A 17887-nucleotide genomic window follows, 5' to 3' on the forward strand; every position below is an offset into this window, starting at 1 on the left:
GATGAGTCAGGACACACCCACGGACGCACCGACATCCGCCGACCGGCTCCGGGAGTCGCACCCCGACTACGAGGGCCAGCTCCAGCACGCCGAGACGATCCCGGCGCGACCGGCCCACACCGTCGACCCGCACGAGGTCCTGCGCGCCGACCTCGCGACCCGGTTCGCCGACGCAGTCGGCTCGCTGTACACGCATCAGTCGCGCGCACTCGACCAGCTCGCCGACGGGGAGAACGTCTGTGTCGCCACCTCGACCTCGTCCGGGAAGACGTACGTCTACGCGCTGCAGATCGCCCGGAACCACCTCGCCGACCCGGCGTCGACCGCGCTGCTCGTCTACCCGACGAAGGCGCTCTCCCGCGACCAGGAGCAGGAGCTCAACGAGTTCTACGCCGACCTCGGGCTCGACCTCTCGGTGCAGGTGTACGACGGCGACACACCGAGCGACCGTCGGCGGCACATCCGCGACACCGCCGACGTCATCATCACGAACTTCGCCGGCGTGAACGCCTACCTCGGCCACCACGGCGGCTGGCGACGCTTCTTCGCGAACTGCGAGCTGCTCGCGGTCGACGAGTCCCACACCTACACCGGCGTCCACGGGATGCACGTCGCGTGGACCATCCGCCGCCTCCGCCGCATCCTCGCACACTACGGGAGCGACCCGCAGGCCGTCTGCACGTCCGCGACGGTCGGCAACCCGGCCGAGCACTCCGAACGACTCGTCGGGAAGCCCTTCGCGGTGGTCGACGCGGACGGCTCGCCACGCGGGAGCCGCGACGTGGCGTTCTGGAAGCCGCCCGTCGACGAGGACGAACTCGACGACGACGCCGACTTCGAGGCGTTCAAGTCGGCCACCACCAGCCCGGTCTGGGAGGGCGCGTCGATCCTCGCCCACCTCGGCCTGCACGGGCTCCAGACGCTCATGTTCGCCCGGAGCCGGAAGAACGCGGAGCTGGGCGCGAAGTACGCCGGCGACGCCGCCAGCAAGCACCCGCGACACGGCTACGTCGACGTGGCGCCGTACCACGCGGGCCTGGGCAAGGAGACCAGACGCGGCACCGAGTACGAGTTCAAGACCGGCCAGCTCGACGGCGTCACCTCGACGAACGCGCTCGAACTCGGCATCGACGTGGGGTCGATGGACGCCACCGTCCTCACGGGCTACCCCGGCACCAGACAGTCGTTCTGGCAGCAGGTCGGCCGCTCCGGCCGCGGGACGAGCGACGCGCTCTCGGTGTTCGTCGCCCGTGCCGACGCCATCGACCAGTACATCCTCGACAACCCGGAGTACGTGCTCGGCGACGCCATCGAGGACGGGGTCGTCGGGCTGGAGAACAACCCCGTCTACGCCGAGCACGTCCGCTGTGCCGCACACGAGAAGCCCCTGACCGAGGCCGACCGGGAGTGGTTCGATGGCGACCGCCTGGATCGCGCCGTGGCGATGTGGCGAGACGCCGGCCAGCTCGCCGGCGACCTCGACCGGGCAGTCCGCTACACGGGCCCGCCGAGACCCCAGTCGGAGGTGTCGATGTACGGCGCGGCGGACACCCAGTTCGTGGTCAGGTGCGCCGACGGCGACATCGACATGGAGCCGGTCGACCGCGACCGGGCGTACCGCGACCACCACGAGGGCGCGCTGTTCCTCCACGCCGGCGCACAGTACCTCGTCACCGAGTTCGTCGAGGACGCCCCACAGCCGTACATCACGGTCGAACGCGTCCGCACCGACGAGTACACCGAGACCAGCTCGGAGAAGACGATCCGCGAGCTCGAGGTTGCCGAGCGCCGCGAGCTCGGCGACGGCTACGCCATCGCCCACGGTACGGGCACCGTCGAGATTCACTACACGCACTACCAGCGCAAGAACATCAGCACGGGACAGCCCACGACGCCGCTCCAGCCGACCGGTCTGCCGCCGGTCGAGCTCCGGACCGACCTCATGTGGATCGAGACACCGCCGGTGCTGCGCGACGAGATACTCGCCGACGTCGGCGGACTGGACCCGACAACCGCCTCGGAGGGCGAGGTGATGGACATCTTCGGCGGCGGCCTCCACGGCGCGGAGCACGGGATGATCAAGCTCACGCCACTCGAACTCAGGCTCGACACGGGCGACCTCGGGGGTCTGAGCACGCCGATGCATCCCGAGACCGGCGTGCCGACGTGGTTCATCCACAGCGCCGTCGAGGGTGGGCTCGGCTTCGCGCGGCGCATCTACGAGCGCGCCGAACCGCTGGCGCGTCGCACCCGCGAGCGCGTCGCAGCCTGTGACTGTTCGGGAACTGGCGGCTGCCCGGCCTGCATCATGGACTCGCAGTGCGGCAACCAGAACCAGTACCTCCACACCGACGCGACCGTGGCGGTGCTGGACGAGGTCCGCTCGCGGCTATAGCTCGCCTTCGGTGCCGACCGCCCGCTCGTGCTCGCTCCAGACGTGCCGGAACTTCCCGCTCTGGGGGTCCCGCTGGGGACCGCTGGCCCCGCGCTGGATCGAGAGGTCGGTCACGCCCTGTGACGCGAGGTGGGCCTCCAGCTCGTCGTGCACCTGGTTCCACACCTCGTCCCGGTCTCGTGAGGTCTCCAGCCTGACCTGCAGCGTCCGCCTGCCGGTCCGGAGGATCTGGGTGCGGACCACCCCCGGGACCGCCTCCACGACGGTCGTCAATGCCAGCGGGAATACCGTCGCCAGCTCGCCCGTATCGGTCTCGAACCGCAGGACGTCGCCCTGGCGTCCTTCGACCTCGAGCACGGGGAACGGGCTGCCACAGTCGCATGGCTCTTCGAACATCGTGACGCTGTCGCCCAGGTCGTACCGGACGAGCGGCTGGATGTGGTTCGCGAGGTTCGTCAGCAGCACGGTGTCCGAGGGGGTACCCGGCTGGACTGGCTGGTAGTCCTCGTCCACCGGTTCGAGAACGACCCAGTCGGTGTTCACGTGGAGCCGGCCGTGTGCACACTCGCAGGCGATGGCGTAGAACTCGCTGGCGCCGTACAGCTCGCGGACGGTGCAGTCGAACGTCCGCCGGAGCAGCCGCTTTTCGTTCTCGGTGATGCCCTCACCACCCGGGACGACGAGGGCGGGCGCGATGTCGAGCCGTCCCGCGCGCTGTTCGCGCGCCAGCTCGACCAGCACCGTCCCGTAGCCGATCAGCAGCGCCGGGTCGAACTCGTCCAGCGCCGTCACGAGTTCGGGAAGCGGTCGCGTCGGTGAGAACAGTTCGAGTCGGTCCCGGAGGAAGGCGTGCTCGCGACGGAACATGGCAACGCCGGAGGCCGCCGCGAAGTGGCCACCTGACACCGCGATCTCGGCGATCCGGAAGTCGTGCCCGAGGAACCGTCGGAGGGTTCGAGGGGCGAGCAGCACTGGAAACGTCCAGCGGTCGCTCACCGCGTCGGCGGCGGTCATCGCGCGCTCGTCCTGGAGGAAGACGCCGGGGTCGCCCGTCGTCCCCGAGGTCGTCCACACCGGGTACCGGCCCTGGAATCGACGGCCGATGTTCGACCGCTGCTGCATGAACGCTTCGACGTCGCCCCTCGTGACCGCGGTGTCGGTGACCACGTCGTCGAACTGCGCCATGAGCATCCGCTTGGTCACGGGCGGCAGCGACTCGAGCTCGGTGATGGGTCTGTCGACGTCCTCGTAGTGGCGCCTGTAGAAGCGGGACTGGCGGATCACGAACTCGAGGAGCGACTCGAGCCGTCGCCGTCGTCGTGACGCGATCTCGTCCGCCGTCACGCGGTTCGCGCGGAGCGCATCCGCCCGCACGCGGAGTTGCTCGAGTGGTCCTGGGTCGTGCATTGCTGTGTCCCTCTCGGCCCGCTCCCTGATTGGTATGCGCACGATTCCCGAGGTGTCGGTGGAAGACCCGCGTTACCGTCTCGCCTCGCCGCCGGGTGCGAGCCCGGGCGTCGGTGACGTCGCGTCGTTGCGGAACGGGAGTAGCACCGAATTATCCCGGGTTCGTGACTGATAACAAAGGTCGGTCGGCGCGACCAGTCCTGCGGAACGCGGCCGGTTCGAGACGACCGCGACCGCCGTCGCTAGCGGGGGCCGTGGTGGTGCCACGCAGGCAGACGACGACCGCACGACACTGACTCCCGATCCGAGGTGACAAGATTTGGCATCGACAGACGATAGCGAGGCGACGTACCGCGTGCTCGTCCCGGTGAGCGACAACGAGGCGAGCGCACGGGGGCAAGCGAACTTCGTGGCCGGGCTCCCCGCCGCGTCGAGTCGGGTCGAGGTGCTGCTGACGCACGTCCTCCACGGCGAGGAGCTGGAGGCGTCCCGGGACGGACGGACCGCCCAGCGAATCGGGACGGTGGTCCACGTCCGCGATACGCTCCGCGAGCGTGGCGTCGAGGCGCGGGTCGTCGAGGCAGAGGAGGTGTCCCGTCCCGTCGAGGCCATCGTCGACCTCGCCGACCACTACGCAGTCGACCTCATCGTGCTCGGGGGCGGGATGCACGGCCTGCTGGAGGACCTGCTCGAGGGCCACGTCGCCCGCTCTGTCGGCAGACGGACCGACCGGCCCGTCGCGGTCGTGGTCCCCGTGGCAACGGACGAGGGGCACGGCGGCGGGTGACGGTCACGAACCAGCATTCTCACAGAGAGATGACTCAGCAATCACACCCCATCGACGAAGGGCCGACCGACGAACTCCTGAAACGAACCCGTGGCGACGTGCTCCGACCGGACGACGAGGGGTACGACGCGGCCAGGCAGGTCTGGAACGGGATGATAGACCGCCGGCCATCCCACATCGTCCGCTGTACGGGGACGGCCGACGTCGTCGCGGCGGTCGACTTCGTCCGGGAGACGGACGCCGACGTGTCGATACACGGCGGCGGACACAACGTCTCGGGCAGTGCCGTCTCGGAGGGTGGCGTGATGATAGACCTCTCGCCGATGGACGGCGTCCGGGTCGACCGGGATGCACGGACCGTCCGTGCCCAGGGCGGGGCCCTGCTCGGCGACGTGGACCACGAGACCCAGCTGTTCGGCCTCGCGACCCCGCTCGGTGTCGTGACGGAGACGGGCATCGCCGGGCTGACGCTCAACGGCGGCTACGGCCACCTCACCCGGGAGTACGGCCTCGCTGCGGACAACCTGACCGAGGTCGACATCGTGACCGCGGACGGCACGGTCAGGACGGCGAGCCCGACGCGGCACGAGGACCTCTTCTGGGCGATCCGTGGCGGCGGCGGGAACTTCGGGGTCGTCACCTCCTTCGAGTACGAGCTCCACGAGGTCGGCCCGGAGCGGCACCTGTTCCTCGTCTGGGTCCACGCCGACGACGGCGCGGCCGCACTCGGCCGCCTCCCCGACTGGACGGCGTCCGCCCCCCGGTCGGCCAACATCCTCGCCTTCGGCGCTCACGTCCCCGAGCTCGAGGAGTTCCCGCGGGCGGCGTGGGGCGAGCCGGCGGTCGCGTTCGTCGGCTCCGCCCCCGTCGACGAGGGCCACCTGTTCGAACCGCTCGTCGAGGGACTGTCGCCCATCGCGGACTTCAGCGGCGCGTCGACGCACGAGGAGATACAGTCGGTCTTCGACGAGGACTACCCCGACGGGCTGCGCTACTACTGGAAGTCGACCTACCTCACGGCGCTGACCGACGAGGTCGTCGACCTGCTGCTCCGGTACAACGCGGAGGCGCCGTCGGCGCTCTCGACCATCGACCTCTGGTCGCTCGGGGCGGCCGTCGCCGACGTGCCACGGGACGCGACGGCGTTCTGGCACCGCGACAAGCCGTACATGCTCAACTTCGAGGCCAACTGGGAGGACCCCGACGACGACGAGGCGAACATCGAGTGGGTGCGGGAGGGGCTCGCCGCCATCGAGGCGCTCCCGGTCGCCGCCGGCCGGTACGGGAACTTCCCCGGCTTCGCCGACGACCCGGCAGCGCTCCAGTACGGCGAGAACCTCGACCGGCTGGCGACGGTGAAGGCGAGGTACGACCCCGAGAACCGCTTCCGGGCGGTCACCGGCATCGAACCCGGGGTGGCGCGGGACTGATGCACGGCCGGTCGCGTGGCCGCCGCGTCCCCGTGCCCGCTGTCACCGACCGCCGCGACAACGAGTTCCCCCACGATGGCCGCGACTGAGGGCGTCCCATGGCGGTCGCGCACCGTGCAGGTCGTGCTCTGCAGCACCGCGGTCGCACCGCTCGGCGTGCCGCTCATCAGCCCCGCACTCCCGGCGTTCCGTGACGCGTTCTCGTTGACGGAGGCCCAGACGAGCCTGCTCGTGAGCGGCTACTTCCTCGTCGGCATCGTCCTGTCGCCGTTCGTCGGCATCCTCGTGGACAGGCTCGGCCGGCGGCGCGTCCTCGTCGCCGGACTCCTGACCTTCGGCGTGCTCGGTGGTGCCATCGCGTTCGCGCCGTCGTTCGAGGTCGTCATCGCGCTGCGTGTGGTGCAGGGGACAGGGGCGGCCGCCATCTTCATCGCGACGGTGACGATAATCGGCGACACCTTCGAGGGGGTCCAGCGGACCGCCGTCCTCGGCGTCAACGTCGCCGTGCTCTCCGCGATGGCCGCGCTCTTCCCGGTCGTCGGCGGGCTGCTCGTCGGCATCTCCTGGAGCGCGCCGTTCCTGGCCTACCTCGTCGCGGTCCCCGTCGCGCTGTTCGCGTTCCTCGGGCTCGACGAGGCGCCACACTCCAACGCCGGATACGGGCTCTCGGCGCTCGCCGACGCGGTCGTCGGCATCGCAACCCCGGGGACCCTCGCGCTGCTCTGTATCACCTTCCTGACGGAGTTCCTCGCGTTCGGCGTGGTGTTCACGACCCTGCCGTTCCTGCTCGCCCCGGTGCTGACGGCGGTGCTCATCGGACTCCTCATCCTCGCCGCCGAGGTCGCCTCGATGGCCGCGGCGGCGACCAGTGGCCGACTCGCGCGTCGGTTCTCACCGATGCAGCTCGTCGCGGTCGGGTTCGTCGGCTACGGCTCCGGCTTCCTGCTCCTCGGCGCCAGCTCGTGGCTCCCGCTCGTCGTGCTCTCGATGGGACTGGCCGGCGGTGGGATCGGACTGCTCTTGCCGAGCGTCGACGCGGCCCTCACCGCCCGGGTCCGACCGGAGCACCGGGCCGGGGCGTTGAGCCTCCGGAACAGCACGACGTTCCTCGGTCGCTTCGCCGGCCCGATCACGTTCGTCGGCCTCGCGGGCCCGGTGGCCGGCCTCGGCTACCGGCCGCTGCTGTTCGGCGCCGGCGTCGTCGCGCTCTGCGTGGCAGGCCTCGTCGCGCTCGGTTCGCGCCGTGCGTAGGCCCTACCACCGGTGGCTCCCGACGCGCACGACCGCACCACAGTTCGCACACTCCGTCACCTGCAAGGGGTCGTCGGCGGAGTGCCTGACGACGACGTCCGCTGGTCCGATCGGACCGTTGCACCGTCTGCAGACGACCGTTCTCGCGTCGCTCATGACTGGTTCATCTCGGCAGTCGTACGTCGCCGGCGGGGATAACCCGGCACAGCATACCGTCAGGGAACGGACGTTCCGGCGGTCGAACTCGGGGGTCGGTCACGCCGGTGGCGAGAACACTCGCACCACGTCCCGTTTCGTCGACCCAGACGCGACCTCGGTGAGCCCGCAGTCGGTGAACACGTCGTGCCAGTCCCGGTAGAACAGCGGAATTCCACCGCGGACCGTCGTCCTCGTCCCGAACTCCCCGCTCTCGTTCTCGACGACCACGAGCAGCGACCCCGTCACCCGTGCGATCTCCGCGAACACCCAGGCCTCGTCTGGGTGGACGTGCTGGAGGGTCTCGACGGTGAACACGGCGTCGAACGCTCCGTTCGGGAGCTCCGGGAGGAACTCCTCGATGGCGGCGACTTGGAACGTCCCCGTCGCTGCCAGTTCCTCGAAGGTGTCGACGAGCACGTCGATGGCCTCTGCGTTCACGTCCACGCCGGTGAGGTCCGAGAAGCCCGCCGCTTCGAGCGCGGCGAGATGGCGACCCGAACTGCAGCCGAGTTCCAGCACGCTCGCGTCGGTCCCCACCCGCTCGGTGAGTGTCGAGACCAGCAGTTCGCTCGCCTCGTCCGACCCGCGGTAGGCGTAGTACTCCGGCGAGTACTCGCCTGAGCGCTCCGCCCACTCGCGTCGGACGTCGTTAGAATCCACGTTCGGTACGGGCGACGTGGCCGTAAAGGTCTGCCGACACGTCCGCCGCCCGCTGGCCGGACCGACCGCGCCCGACTACAGCTCGACGGTACCGAGGTCGGACTCCAGGTCCGCGACGAACTCGTTGTAGGCGTCGACGAAGCCCGCGAACCGGGGTGCGTACTCACGCACGTCGGCCGCCGAGGGCTGGTCGTACTGCGAGAGCAGGTAGAGGCCGCCCGAGCCACCCACACGGAGGTACGACGTGCCGTCTTCGTCCCACTTCAGCTCCCAGCGGTCGCCGTCGACCCGCTCGGTGAACGTGCCGTAGTCGCCGCCCTCGTAGCGGCGCAGCTCGGCCGCGATGGTGTCACAGACCTCCCGGATGCGGTCGGTGACGCGGTCGCGCTCGGCGACGACGGCGTCGGTGCTCGCCACCTCGGGGAAGTCGGTCGACACGTCGTCGAGCACACCGCTTCGCTCCTCGACGTAGCGGTCGAACGCGTCGACGAACGCGTCGTAGTCGGCCATCGCCGACGCCAGGGGCTCCGGCTCGGGTGGCTGCTTCGTCGAGATGACGTACACCTCGTCGCCGCGCCCGGGGTCGAACAGCAGGAACTCCAGATCGCCGCCCTCGTACTTCACGGTCCACTCGCCCTCGTCGGTGTCGAACGTCTCGCGGCCGTAGTCGCCGCCCTGGAGGCGGGCGAGCTGGTAGGCGATGCCGCCGGCGTGGTCGCGCACCGCGGCGACGAGTTCGTCGCGGTGCTCGATGGCGTCGGTCGGGTCCGCGGGTTCGCGTGGTGGCCAGTCTGTCACAGTCGCCAGAGTCACGCGATGGGCATAACCGACACGGTGTCGTCCGCCCGCCACCGAACATTCACCGATGAATGTACACGATGAACACGACCAATGAACATCATTCAGTCCCCCGGTTCTCTCCCGGACCGGTCAGTCGAGAGCCGCGGCCAGCCGGGCGAGGACCTCGTCCCCGCGCGCCGTGATCGGGTCCCCGTGACCCATGCACGCGAACTCGAACCCGAGGCCCCGGTCCGCCAGCGACCGGATGCTCTCGTCGTTCCGTCTGTCGTCGTAGGCGAGGGGCCAGGGGAGCGTTCCCAGCGAACCGTCCGTCTCGCGCACCAGATCACCGAGCATCGCCACGCCGAGCTCCGGATGATGGTAGACGGTGTGTCCGGGGGTGTGTCCCGGCGTATGGTAGGCGGTGAACCCACCCACCTGCTCCCCGTCGGTCACCCGCTCGACCGGCTGGTCCGGGAGGGTCAGCACGAGGCCCGCCGCACGCTGGAACAGCCCCTTCCGATTGCCAAGCGGTGGCTTGCGGCTGCCGGCGACGAAGCTCGCGTCGGGCTCCATCGCGTAGCACGGACAGTCGGGGTCGAGGCCGGCGATGCCGCCGACGTGGTCCAGGTCGAAGTGCGTGACGAGCAGCCGGTCGAGGTCGTCCACCGCGTAGCCGGCCGTCGCGAGCCCCGACCGGAGCCTGTCGACCGAGCGCGGCGTCCCGGCATCGACGAGCGTCACCTCGCCGTCGTCGACGAGGTATGCGTTCACCGACCCGAGGTCCAGCCGCCAGAGCCGCTCGTCGTCGTCGAGTGGGCTAGCGACCCTCATCCTTGGAAGAGGTTCACGACCTCGTCGGCCACGTCGGGCTCGACGGCGACGATGTACGTCTTGCCGACCTCGAGTCGCGTGTCCGACTGGGCCGCCCGGTCGCCGGCCGCGCCCGAGACGACGAGGCTCCCCCGCGGGAGCGCGATCTCCGCCAGCGTCCGGTTCGCGACCGGCGCACCCTCGAGGACCTCTATCTGGAGGATGTCGAGATCGCCGGCCATGCTCTCGAGCGTCTGGACGTCGCGCTCGATGAGGTTGACCGCGGCACGAGCACCGGCGGCCTCGGTGAAGATGACCTCGTCGACCATCCGGTCGTACTCGTCCCCGACGTCGTACTCGGTCCGCATGATGGTCCGCAGCCCCGGTTGGAGATGTCTGGCGGCCATGCAGATGGCGAGGTTGGTGCCGGTCTCCTGGGTCAGCGCGGCGAGCGCGTCGGAGCGGTCGAGGCCGGCCTGCCCGAGGATGCTCGGTCGGGTCGCGTCGCCCGAGATGACCGTCGCCACGTGCTCCTCCTCGAGCAACGCGACCTGCTCGGGGTCGTTCTCGATGACGACCACGTCGTGCCCCCGGTCGTCGAGGAGGTTGGCTGCTCGTCTGCCTACAAGTCCACCGCCAGCGATCACGATGCGTCTCTGTGTCATGGTCAGTCGTTCCCTCCGGTGGTGTCGCCGGTCGCGTCCGGACCGGCATCGTCGGTCGTCGGGGCGGTTCGTCCCTCGGTCGGCGTGCCCGGCTCCCTGAAGTACAGGAGGTAGAACACGACCCCGAGGAGTATCCACGCGACGCTCAACACGAGCGCGAGTGGGTCGGTCCGCAGCAGGTACTCCACGAGGACGCCCGTCAGCACGAGGTTCAGTACGATGCCCATGATGGGCGGTACCGGGTAGTAGGGCATCTCGTACGGCCGGTTCATGTCGGGGCGCTCGCGGCGGAGCTTGATGACCGCACCGTTGACGATGACGAAGGAGAGCAGGAAGAACAGGCTCGACATGTTCCCCGCGCTCTTGGTCGGCAGCCCCACCGAGAGCAGCATGACGACCGCGCTCGCCAGGATGGCGACGAACGGCGTCCCGTACCGGTGGTGGATGTTGCCGACCCGACCCGGCAGCTGGTCCTCGCGCCCCATCGCGAACGCCACGCGCGACGAGGCGATGACGACCGCGTTCAGGGCGGTGATGGTCGAGAAGATGGCACCGAAGACGATGATGGCGCCGCCGTTCTTGATGACCGGCAGCCCGGTCGGCATGAACGAGGTCGCCGCCGCCGCGATGCCGGCCTCGCCGGCCGCCGCCAGCCCGCCCGCGCCGAGTGTCCCGATGGCGACCGTCACGACGAGCATGTAGACGACGACGGTCACCGCGAGGCTCACGAAGATGGCCTTCGGGATGTTCTCGCGGGGGTTCTCCACCTCCTCCGTCACCGTCGTGATGAGGTCGTACCCCTCGAACGCGATGAACGTCAGGCCCATCGCGGGCAGGATGCTGAACGCGCTCTTGCCCTCCGGGAACAGCGGGTCGAAGTTCTGGAAGGTGAAGCTCGTCTCGCCGCCACCGCCGGCCGAGAGGAAGCCGAACGCGACGAACACGAGCAGGATGGTCACCTTCGTCGCCGTGAAGATGGTCTCGATGCTCCCGCTGGCGGCCGTCGAGACGGCGTTCACCGAGACGAGCAGGAGCACCGCGCCGAACGCGAGTGCGACCTTCGCGGGGATCGCGACCGGCAACAGCCCGAGCGTCACGGCACCGACCTCGCCCGGCGGCGGGACGACCCCGTAGACGTGCAGGAACTCGAGGAAGTTGGGTGCGAACCCCAGCGCGTACAGCGCCCCGGCGATCATGTACGCGAACCAGAGCATCCAGCCCATCACGAACGAGGAGAGGTCGTCGAAGATCTCACGGACGAACGCGTACCCACCGCCGCTCTTCGGGATGGACGACGCCAGTTCGGCGTAGCACAGGCCGGTGAACGCGGTCACGACACCGTTCAGGATGAAGACGAGGATGGCGGCCGGCCCGGAGATCTCGGCGGCGAGCCCGGTCAGCACGAAGATGCCCGCGCCGATCATCGCGCCCATGCCGATCATCGTCGCGTCGAGCAAGCCCAGCTCGGCGGCCGGTTCACGTTGGCTCATCGATTTCCATCTGGAACTCTATGGCAGAAGGGAAAGGAGTTGCCCCCAACGGCGCCCCGAAACGGACGACGGGTGCGGCTTCGCCGCTGAGGCTCAGGTGGCGCCGGATCGCTGGTCCTCGGCCGAATCTCGCACCTCGAGGAGCCGCAGTTCGACCTCGAGTCGCTCGCCCGCGAGTTCGTGGTTGAAATCGACCGTCACGGTCTCCTCGGTCACGTCGGTGATCCAGCCGATCTCGCCCGTCGCGCTCTGGACGAGCCGCCACGGCCGGGCGTCACGTCCACTCCGTGTCTCCAGCTCTCCTCGGGAGACCTCGACGACCCGGTCGTCGCTCCGGTCGCCGTACCCGTCCTCCGGGTCGACCGTGACCGTCCGCTCGTCCCCGACTTCCATCGCTCTGACCGCCGCATCGATTCCGGGGAAGACCTCCCCGGCACCGACCTCGAACGAGATGGGTCTGTAGTCGCGATGCCCGTGGTAGATGCCTTCCGAGAGGGCGACGTCGACGTCGGACGTGTCGAACACCTCCCGGGACTCCTCGCCCGTCGCGAATCGACCGACGTAGTGGACGACCGCGACGTCACCTGGTTCGACCATGTCGGATCACTCGACGGTCACGCTCACCGCGTGGGGCATGTAGGCGTTGTTGATGTAGCCGTCCTGGTTCCACGGGAACTGGTCGTTCTGGATACCGCGGAGGTTCTGGTCCGGGCTGGAGATGGTGGCCGGCTGGGTCCGGTCCAGCGCGTCCGTCGCTCGCGAGACGAGCGTGTACTCGCCCGGCTCGGGCGACCAGACGTAGCGGAAGAGCCGCCAGGAGAACGGTCCGAGGTCGGGCCGGAAGAACTCGGCCTGGTTCCACGTCTCGCCGCCGTCGTCCGAGATCTCGACGCTCTCGACGGCGTTGTCCCCGGCCCAGGCGACCCCGATGACCTCCACGCTGCCGTCGGCCCGCCGGGTGACGGTGCTGTCCTCGCCGGGGAACCCGATCATCGACTTCACCAGCTGGTCGAAGACGTAGGCGTTCCGGATCTGGTCCGGGTTCTGCATCTGCTCGTACGTGTCGTAGGTGTCGATGGTGCGGTACTGCTCGGCCGCCTCGTCCTGCACGGGGATGATGCGGTAGGAGTACTGCTGCCAGTGCGTGTACAACCGCTGGTCCTCGGTCTCCCACTCGTCGCCAAACACCATCATGTCCATCACGTGCATCCGGTTCACCCACTTGACGTTGTTGTTGCCGTACCAGCCCGGGACGACCAGCCGGACCGGGAAGCCGTGGTCGCCCGCGAGGGCCTGGCCGTTCATCTCGTACGCGAGGAGGCAGTCGTCCATCACCTTCCCCATGGGGAGCGACCGCGTGAAGATGTCCTCGCCCTCGGGGGCCTCGCCGCCCATGAACGACACCCACATCCCGTCGCTCGTGTCGGCGCCGTATCGCTCCAGGATGGCGCTCACCGGCGTGCCCGTCCACTCGGCGTTCCCGACCGCGCCGAACGTCCACTGGTTACCGCCGACCTGCGGGTCGAAGTACGCTCTGCCGTTCCCGGAGCACTGCATGACGTGGAACACCGTCTCGGTCGGGAACTCGCGCTTCAGCTCCGCCATCGACAGCTCGACCTCCTCGTCGAGCATCCCGGTCAGCGAGACGGTCCACTCGCTCTCCTCGATGTCCGGCGTCGGGTAGTGGTTCCGGATGTAGAACTCCTCGAGGGGCGTGATGAGCGTCGTGTAGGTCGCCCGCGCGGCGGCCTCGGCGTTCTCGGGTTCGGGCGAGAGGATGCGTAACCCCGGATATCGCTCCTCGAGCGACTGGCCCGGCTCCTCCGTCTGCTGTGTCTCGGTCGCCGTCTCGGTGGGCGGTTCGGTCGCGGGGGCAGTCGTGGGTTCGGTCCCAGTTGGCGTCCCCGTCTCAGCTCCCTGGTTCCCTCCACAGCCAGCGAGCAGGGCAGTTCCCCCGACCGCGCCGGCCGCTCTCAGGAACCGTCGGCGCTCCAGATACCGGTCCCGTAACGATGGCTCCGCGTCGGATTGCTCTCCCATGACTGGCGATATCGTCACTCCGTCTGTTTTGTTATAGCCAGCTATCCCGGCGTATGGTCGCCTTATCGTGGTCGAGCGAGAACACCCTCGATTCACACCGGCGGGAAGACCGACAGCCGGTGGACAGAACGGTCGTCCGGGCCGGGGACTGCCACGTTCACTCCTCGTCGTCCTCCGAGACGATCACAGTGCCGACCATCCCCTGGCCCGCGTGGGGTGCACAGACATAGACGTACTCGCCAGGCACGTCGAACGTGTGCTCGAACGTCGTGCCGACATCGTTGATAGCGAAGTGCTGTGTCCCCTCGTAGGAGGCGAACGGCTCGGCTCCCTCCGGATTCCTGACCTTCTCCGACGCCCCCGGCAGGGACGTGACGTTGTGTCCGGCGCTCTCGAACGTCCACCGGACCGTCTCCCCGACGAGTATCTCGACCGTCTCGGGCACGAACCGGAGGCGGCCCTCCGGGCCGGCCGCCACGTCGACGATTCCGGCTCCCGTCGGCGTCTCGGTCGGTTCGGCCGTCGCTGTCGGTGTGGACGCCGGCGAGGTCGTCGGCGCACCAGTAGGTTCTCCGGTGCCACTCTCCCCGATGCAGCCGGCCTGCGCCACCGCCCCCACGACAGCGAGGCGCTGGAGATACGTCCGTCTGTCCTCCATGGTCGGTCAGATGCCACGGATCACTGTTGTTACGAACCGCTTTCGTGCGGCCAGAGGGCGCAGGTGCTCGTCAGTCGGGGGACCTCCCGAGCGCGACGGACCGGGCGAGCGAATGCGACGGTCCCCGTCCCGAAGCGGAGAGTACCAGCCGCGGTAGGAGCCGACAACCCGCACAAGCCACCATTACCACTCACCCTGCCGTTCGGGTGGGGTCTGCGCTGGACCGGCGAATCGGATTCGCCCGACCCACCCGACCCACCCGACCCACCCGACCCGCGCACCGGTTTCAGACATCGCTCGCCGGGTCCCCACCGTCGAGCTGCTCGTACAGGTAGTAGGAGTACACGACGGTCACGACCGCCGTCGACAGCGCGGGCACGACCAGAAAGAGCACGGCGTACTCGCCGAACGCAAGCCCGACGACCGCGAGGACGGCGGTCAGTTTGAACAGCCGCGCGCCGAGCGCATGGGTCCGCCGCCACACCTCGTCGCTGCTCATCGTCCAGGGCGTCCGGATGCCGACGAACCAGTTTCGCTCCGCGTTCTCCAGCAGGATGCTGAGATAGTAGAACAGCCCCGCCACGCCGGCGAGGACGAACAGCGTCATGTCGAACGCGTAGCCGAGGTTGAACGCGACGATGCCGGTGTGCAGGACCGCGAGGTACGCAGCGAACACGACGACGAACCAGTCGTAGTACCGCCGGAAGGACGCGATGTTCTCACGGAGCGGGTCGATGCGTGGAACGAGCGCGAACAGGCCGAGCAGAACCGCTCCCAGACCGGGGACGAGCGCGAGGGCGGCCGTCTGTCCCATCGTCCCGTTGGGTTCACCGCCCGGGCCCCAGTTGGTCACCAGCTGGTCCGGGAGCTCGGGTGCGGCGAGGAGGCTCACCACGGCCGAGAGCGCGACGAAGGCGGCTGCGATGACGAAGCGCTGTCTCGTGTTCATGTCCCCGGAGAGGACGGCGAGACGGAAAAACCCACCACGGGCTGGCGGTCGCTCCCGACGACGCTCACTCGAAGTGGGTCGAGAGTTCGTACCCCCACGAGAGATTTCCGGAGCCGGTCGGGGGTGCGGACCGGTAGGTGACGGTGACGGAGTCGGCGTCCTTGGACGAGACGTAGTGGGCCCCCGCGGCGTCGGCGCTCTCGGCCCAGACGTTCGCCACCTCCGGCGTCTCGACCAGGTCGTGCGGGATGTCGAACGACCGGCCGCCGCTCCCGCTCGCGGTGTGGGTCCCGCTCGACTCGGTCCGATAGCCGAAGTTGTGCCTGACGACGGTGGAGTCGTCTGACGTCTCGATCCCCCGCTCGATGTCGTTCTGGGCGATCATGCAGTTGGTGGAGTCGATCTCGTTGACGTCAGACCCGCCCGTCTGCGTGAAGTTGTTGTTCGTGATGCAGACGTCGTCGGCCTCGTAGACGAGGATGGCGTCGTTGCTCCCCCGGGAGAAGCTGTTCCCGGTGACCAGCCCACCGGCACGGAGCAACAGCCCGCGGCTGGTGTACCGGTTGAAGTCGTTCGTGCCGATGAGGTTCGGGGAGCCGCCGAGGATGGCCGCGTAGGAGCCACTGACCTCGGAGATGGAGTTGTCGAGGAACCGGACCGGCCCGGTCACCGACCCGGCCGAGACGCCGTAGTTGCTGACGTCCTCGATCTGGTTGCCAGAGATGGTCACGTCCTCGATGCTCGAATCACCGATCTCCGAGAGACTGAACGCGGTGCTCCCGCAGGTCCGGACGATGTTCTCCGTGATGCTGACGAGCTGGGAGGTGTAGCCGTCGGGCGTCCGGAACCGCATCACGTTCCCGTTGACCCGCTGGAAGTCGTTGCCGGCCACGGCGAGCTTCTCCAGCCCCGTCGGGTTGCTGTAGAGGTTGATCGCCATCCCGTTGATCGCCTCGAACTGGGAGTTCCGCACGACCAACTCCCGGGGCTGCCCCCGGTTCTTGATGGCGTCCCCGGCGAGGTTTCTGAAGTCGCAGCCGTCGACGTACGTCTCGTTCGCGCCGGTGATGATGCCACCGCTCCCGTTCGCGAAGCGGTTGTTCACGAACTGGACGACACCGGCGAAGTGGACGTCCGCGTCGTCGTGGTAGTACTCGTTCGCCCGGAACGTCAGCAGCCGTGGGAGGCCGTCGTTCCCGGAGCCGCCGACGGTCGTGCAGTGGTTCTTCGTGTCGTAGATGACGTTGTTCCTGATGTTGATGTTGCGGACGGCGTCCGAGAGCGTGACCCCGTAGCCCACGCCGCGGCCGTCGTAGGCGATGTCGTACAGCTCGCACTCGTTGACGGCCGAGAAGATGGACGACGACATGAGGACCCCGGAGTGGGGCAGGTCGTGCATCTCGGCCTGGGAGACGAGCAGGCCCTTGGCGTAGGTCGCGGTGACCCCTGCACGGAACACCGACCGGTCGCTGCCGACGATCTCGAGGTTCCTGACGGTCACTCCCTCGACCATGTCGAGTCCCACCGCGGTCGCACCGTTCTCGGGGCGGTAGTTCTCGAACAGCCCGCCGTCCGAGATCGCGATCTGACCGTTGGCGGCGTCGACGGAGAGGACCGTGTGGATCTCCCCGTACGGCTGGTCCCGGTACGACGTCGTCCGGTCAGTGGTGATGAGGACGTGCTCCCCCTCCTCGAAGGGTGACGTGTCGTCGACGGGGATGGTATCCCCGCCGACCCGCGTCGTGATGTCCGCGCTGCCCGTCCGCTCACCCTCGACGTTGAAGGCGGCGCTCCCGGCGACCTCGATGGTCGTGCCGCGACCCATCCCGGTGACGACCGTGTCCGACTTGAGCTCGATGGGTTCCTCCGCGACGAACTCACCGCCCTGGATGACCAGTTTCGAGAGCCCGGCGTCGACGGCCTCCTGGACGACACGCGAGAAGTCGGTCCCGCTCGCCACCGGCTGTTCCTCGGCGTCGGCGTATATCGTCCCGTCGTCGTCCTTCCACACCACGGCGCTCGCGTTGCGCGACTCGGTGAGGAGGTGGTCAGTTCGGACGGTCTCGACGTCGACGACACCCGGGGTGCTCTCGCTTCCCGTCCCGCGCTCCGTCTCGACGTTCGTCGGGTCGTCGCGAGTGGTCGGCGTCGACCGGTCGGTCGGGTCGCCGAGGCAGCCGCCGAGTGCTGCCAGGAAGCCACTCGACTGTAGGTACTCCCGTCTGTTCATGTCGTGGTCGTCTTCCATGCACCCTACTATCGGCGTTTAACGGATTGCTATAGGCTTGTTAAGTCTCTAAACTGTCGGGCGGTGACGGCGCCGTGACTTCCGGAAACCGGTGTCAGAGCGGGTTCAACCATCTG

General features: G+C 68.7%; 16 protein-coding genes. 4 read left to right on the forward strand and 12 right to left on the reverse strand.

Annotation, left to right across the window (positions count from 1 at the left end):
• Position 1: 1 nt before the first annotated feature.
• Positions 2–2395 (forward strand): DEAD/DEAH box helicase, encoded by a 2394-nt coding sequence (locus tag ACSG06_RS19545; RefSeq protein ID WP_440991972.1) that lies wholly within the window; start codon positions 2–4, stop codon positions 2393–2395.
• On the opposite strand, the gene ACSG06_RS19550 is transcribed toward ACSG06_RS19545, so the two are convergent.
• A complete protein-coding gene (locus tag ACSG06_RS19550; protein WP_440991973.1) occupies positions 2390–3802 on the reverse strand; it encodes a phenylacetate--CoA ligase family protein in 1413 nt (470 codons plus the stop codon). The genes ACSG06_RS19545 and ACSG06_RS19550 overlap by 6 nt on opposite strands.
• 319 nt (positions 3803–4121) lie before the next feature.
• Here ACSG06_RS19550 and ACSG06_RS19555 point away from each other — a divergent pair, with 319 nt between their 5' ends.
• The 3 genes from ACSG06_RS19555 (at position 4122) to ACSG06_RS19565 (ending at position 7270) form a co-directional block, all read left to right on the forward strand.
• On the forward strand, positions 4122–4589 hold the full coding sequence (locus ACSG06_RS19555; protein ID WP_440991974.1) for a universal stress protein: 468 nt from the start codon (positions 4122–4124) through the stop codon (positions 4587–4589).
• A 29-nt stretch (positions 4590–4618) separates the two neighbouring features.
• Positions 4619–6019, forward strand: coding sequence for an FAD-binding oxidoreductase (locus ACSG06_RS19560; RefSeq protein WP_440991975.1), 1401 nt, complete (start codon positions 4619–4621; stop codon positions 6017–6019).
• 75 nt (positions 6020–6094) lie between these two features.
• The gene (locus ACSG06_RS19565) at positions 6095–7270 is read left to right on the forward strand and encodes an MFS transporter (RefSeq protein ID WP_440991976.1); all 1176 of its coding nucleotides are present in this window, start codon (positions 6095–6097) and stop codon (positions 7268–7270) included.
• Positions 7271–7273: 3 nt separating this feature from the next.
• On the opposite strand, the gene ACSG06_RS19570 is transcribed toward ACSG06_RS19565, so the two are convergent.
• The 11 genes from ACSG06_RS19570 to ACSG06_RS19620 form a co-directional block, all read right to left on the reverse strand.
• The gene (locus tag ACSG06_RS19570; protein WP_440991977.1) at positions 7274–7426 is read right to left on the reverse strand and encodes a hypothetical protein; all 153 of its coding nucleotides are present in this window, start codon (positions 7424–7426) and stop codon (positions 7274–7276) included.
• A gap of 99 nt (positions 7427–7525) precedes the next feature.
• The gene (locus ACSG06_RS19575) at positions 7526–8128 is read right to left on the reverse strand and encodes a class I SAM-dependent methyltransferase (RefSeq protein WP_440991978.1); all 603 of its coding nucleotides are present in this window, start codon (positions 8126–8128) and stop codon (positions 7526–7528) included.
• Between the two features lie 75 nt (positions 8129–8203).
• Positions 8204–8926 (reverse strand): profilin-fold protein, encoded by a 723-nt coding sequence (locus tag ACSG06_RS19580; protein ID WP_440991979.1) that lies wholly within the window; start codon positions 8924–8926, stop codon positions 8204–8206.
• A gap of 132 nt (positions 8927–9058) precedes the next feature.
• Positions 9059–9742, reverse strand: a complete 684-nt coding sequence (locus ACSG06_RS19585) for an MBL fold metallo-hydrolase (protein WP_440991980.1) — start codon at positions 9740–9742, stop codon at positions 9059–9061.
• Positions 9739–10386 (reverse strand): potassium channel family protein, encoded by a 648-nt coding sequence (locus ACSG06_RS19590; protein ID WP_440991981.1) that lies wholly within the window; start codon positions 10384–10386, stop codon positions 9739–9741. Before ACSG06_RS19590 ends, ACSG06_RS19585 begins: the two co-directional genes overlap by 4 nt.
• A gap of 2 nt (positions 10387–10388) precedes the next feature.
• Positions 10389–11876: an APC family permease gene (locus ACSG06_RS19595; protein ID WP_440991982.1), complete on the reverse strand. Its 1488-nt coding sequence runs from the start codon at positions 11874–11876 to the stop codon at positions 10389–10391.
• Positions 11877–11969: 93 nt separating this feature from the next.
• Positions 11970–12473, reverse strand: coding sequence for an FKBP-type peptidyl-prolyl cis-trans isomerase (locus ACSG06_RS19600; protein WP_440991983.1), 504 nt, complete (start codon positions 12471–12473; stop codon positions 11970–11972).
• Positions 12474–12479: 6 nt separating this feature from the next.
• Positions 12480–13916: a molybdopterin-dependent oxidoreductase gene (locus ACSG06_RS19605; RefSeq protein WP_440991984.1), complete on the reverse strand. Its 1437-nt coding sequence runs from the start codon at positions 13914–13916 to the stop codon at positions 12480–12482.
• 157 nt (positions 13917–14073) lie between these two features.
• Positions 14074–14574, reverse strand: coding sequence for a plastocyanin/azurin family copper-binding protein (locus ACSG06_RS19610; protein WP_440991985.1), 501 nt, complete (start codon positions 14572–14574; stop codon positions 14074–14076).
• 286 nt (positions 14575–14860) lie between these two features.
• Positions 14861–15523, reverse strand: a complete 663-nt coding sequence (locus ACSG06_RS19615) for an SdpI family protein (RefSeq protein ID WP_440991986.1) — start codon at positions 15521–15523, stop codon at positions 14861–14863.
• Between the two features lie 64 nt (positions 15524–15587).
• Positions 15588–17771, reverse strand: a complete 2184-nt coding sequence (locus ACSG06_RS19620) for a right-handed parallel beta-helix repeat-containing protein (protein ID WP_440991987.1) — start codon at positions 17769–17771, stop codon at positions 15588–15590.
• Positions 17772–17887 lie beyond the last annotated feature (116 nt).

It is taken from the genome of Haloarchaeobius baliensis (assembly GCF_052060055.1).
Lineage (GTDB): Archaea > Halobacteriota > Halobacteria > Halobacteriales > Natrialbaceae > Haloarchaeobius > Haloarchaeobius baliensis.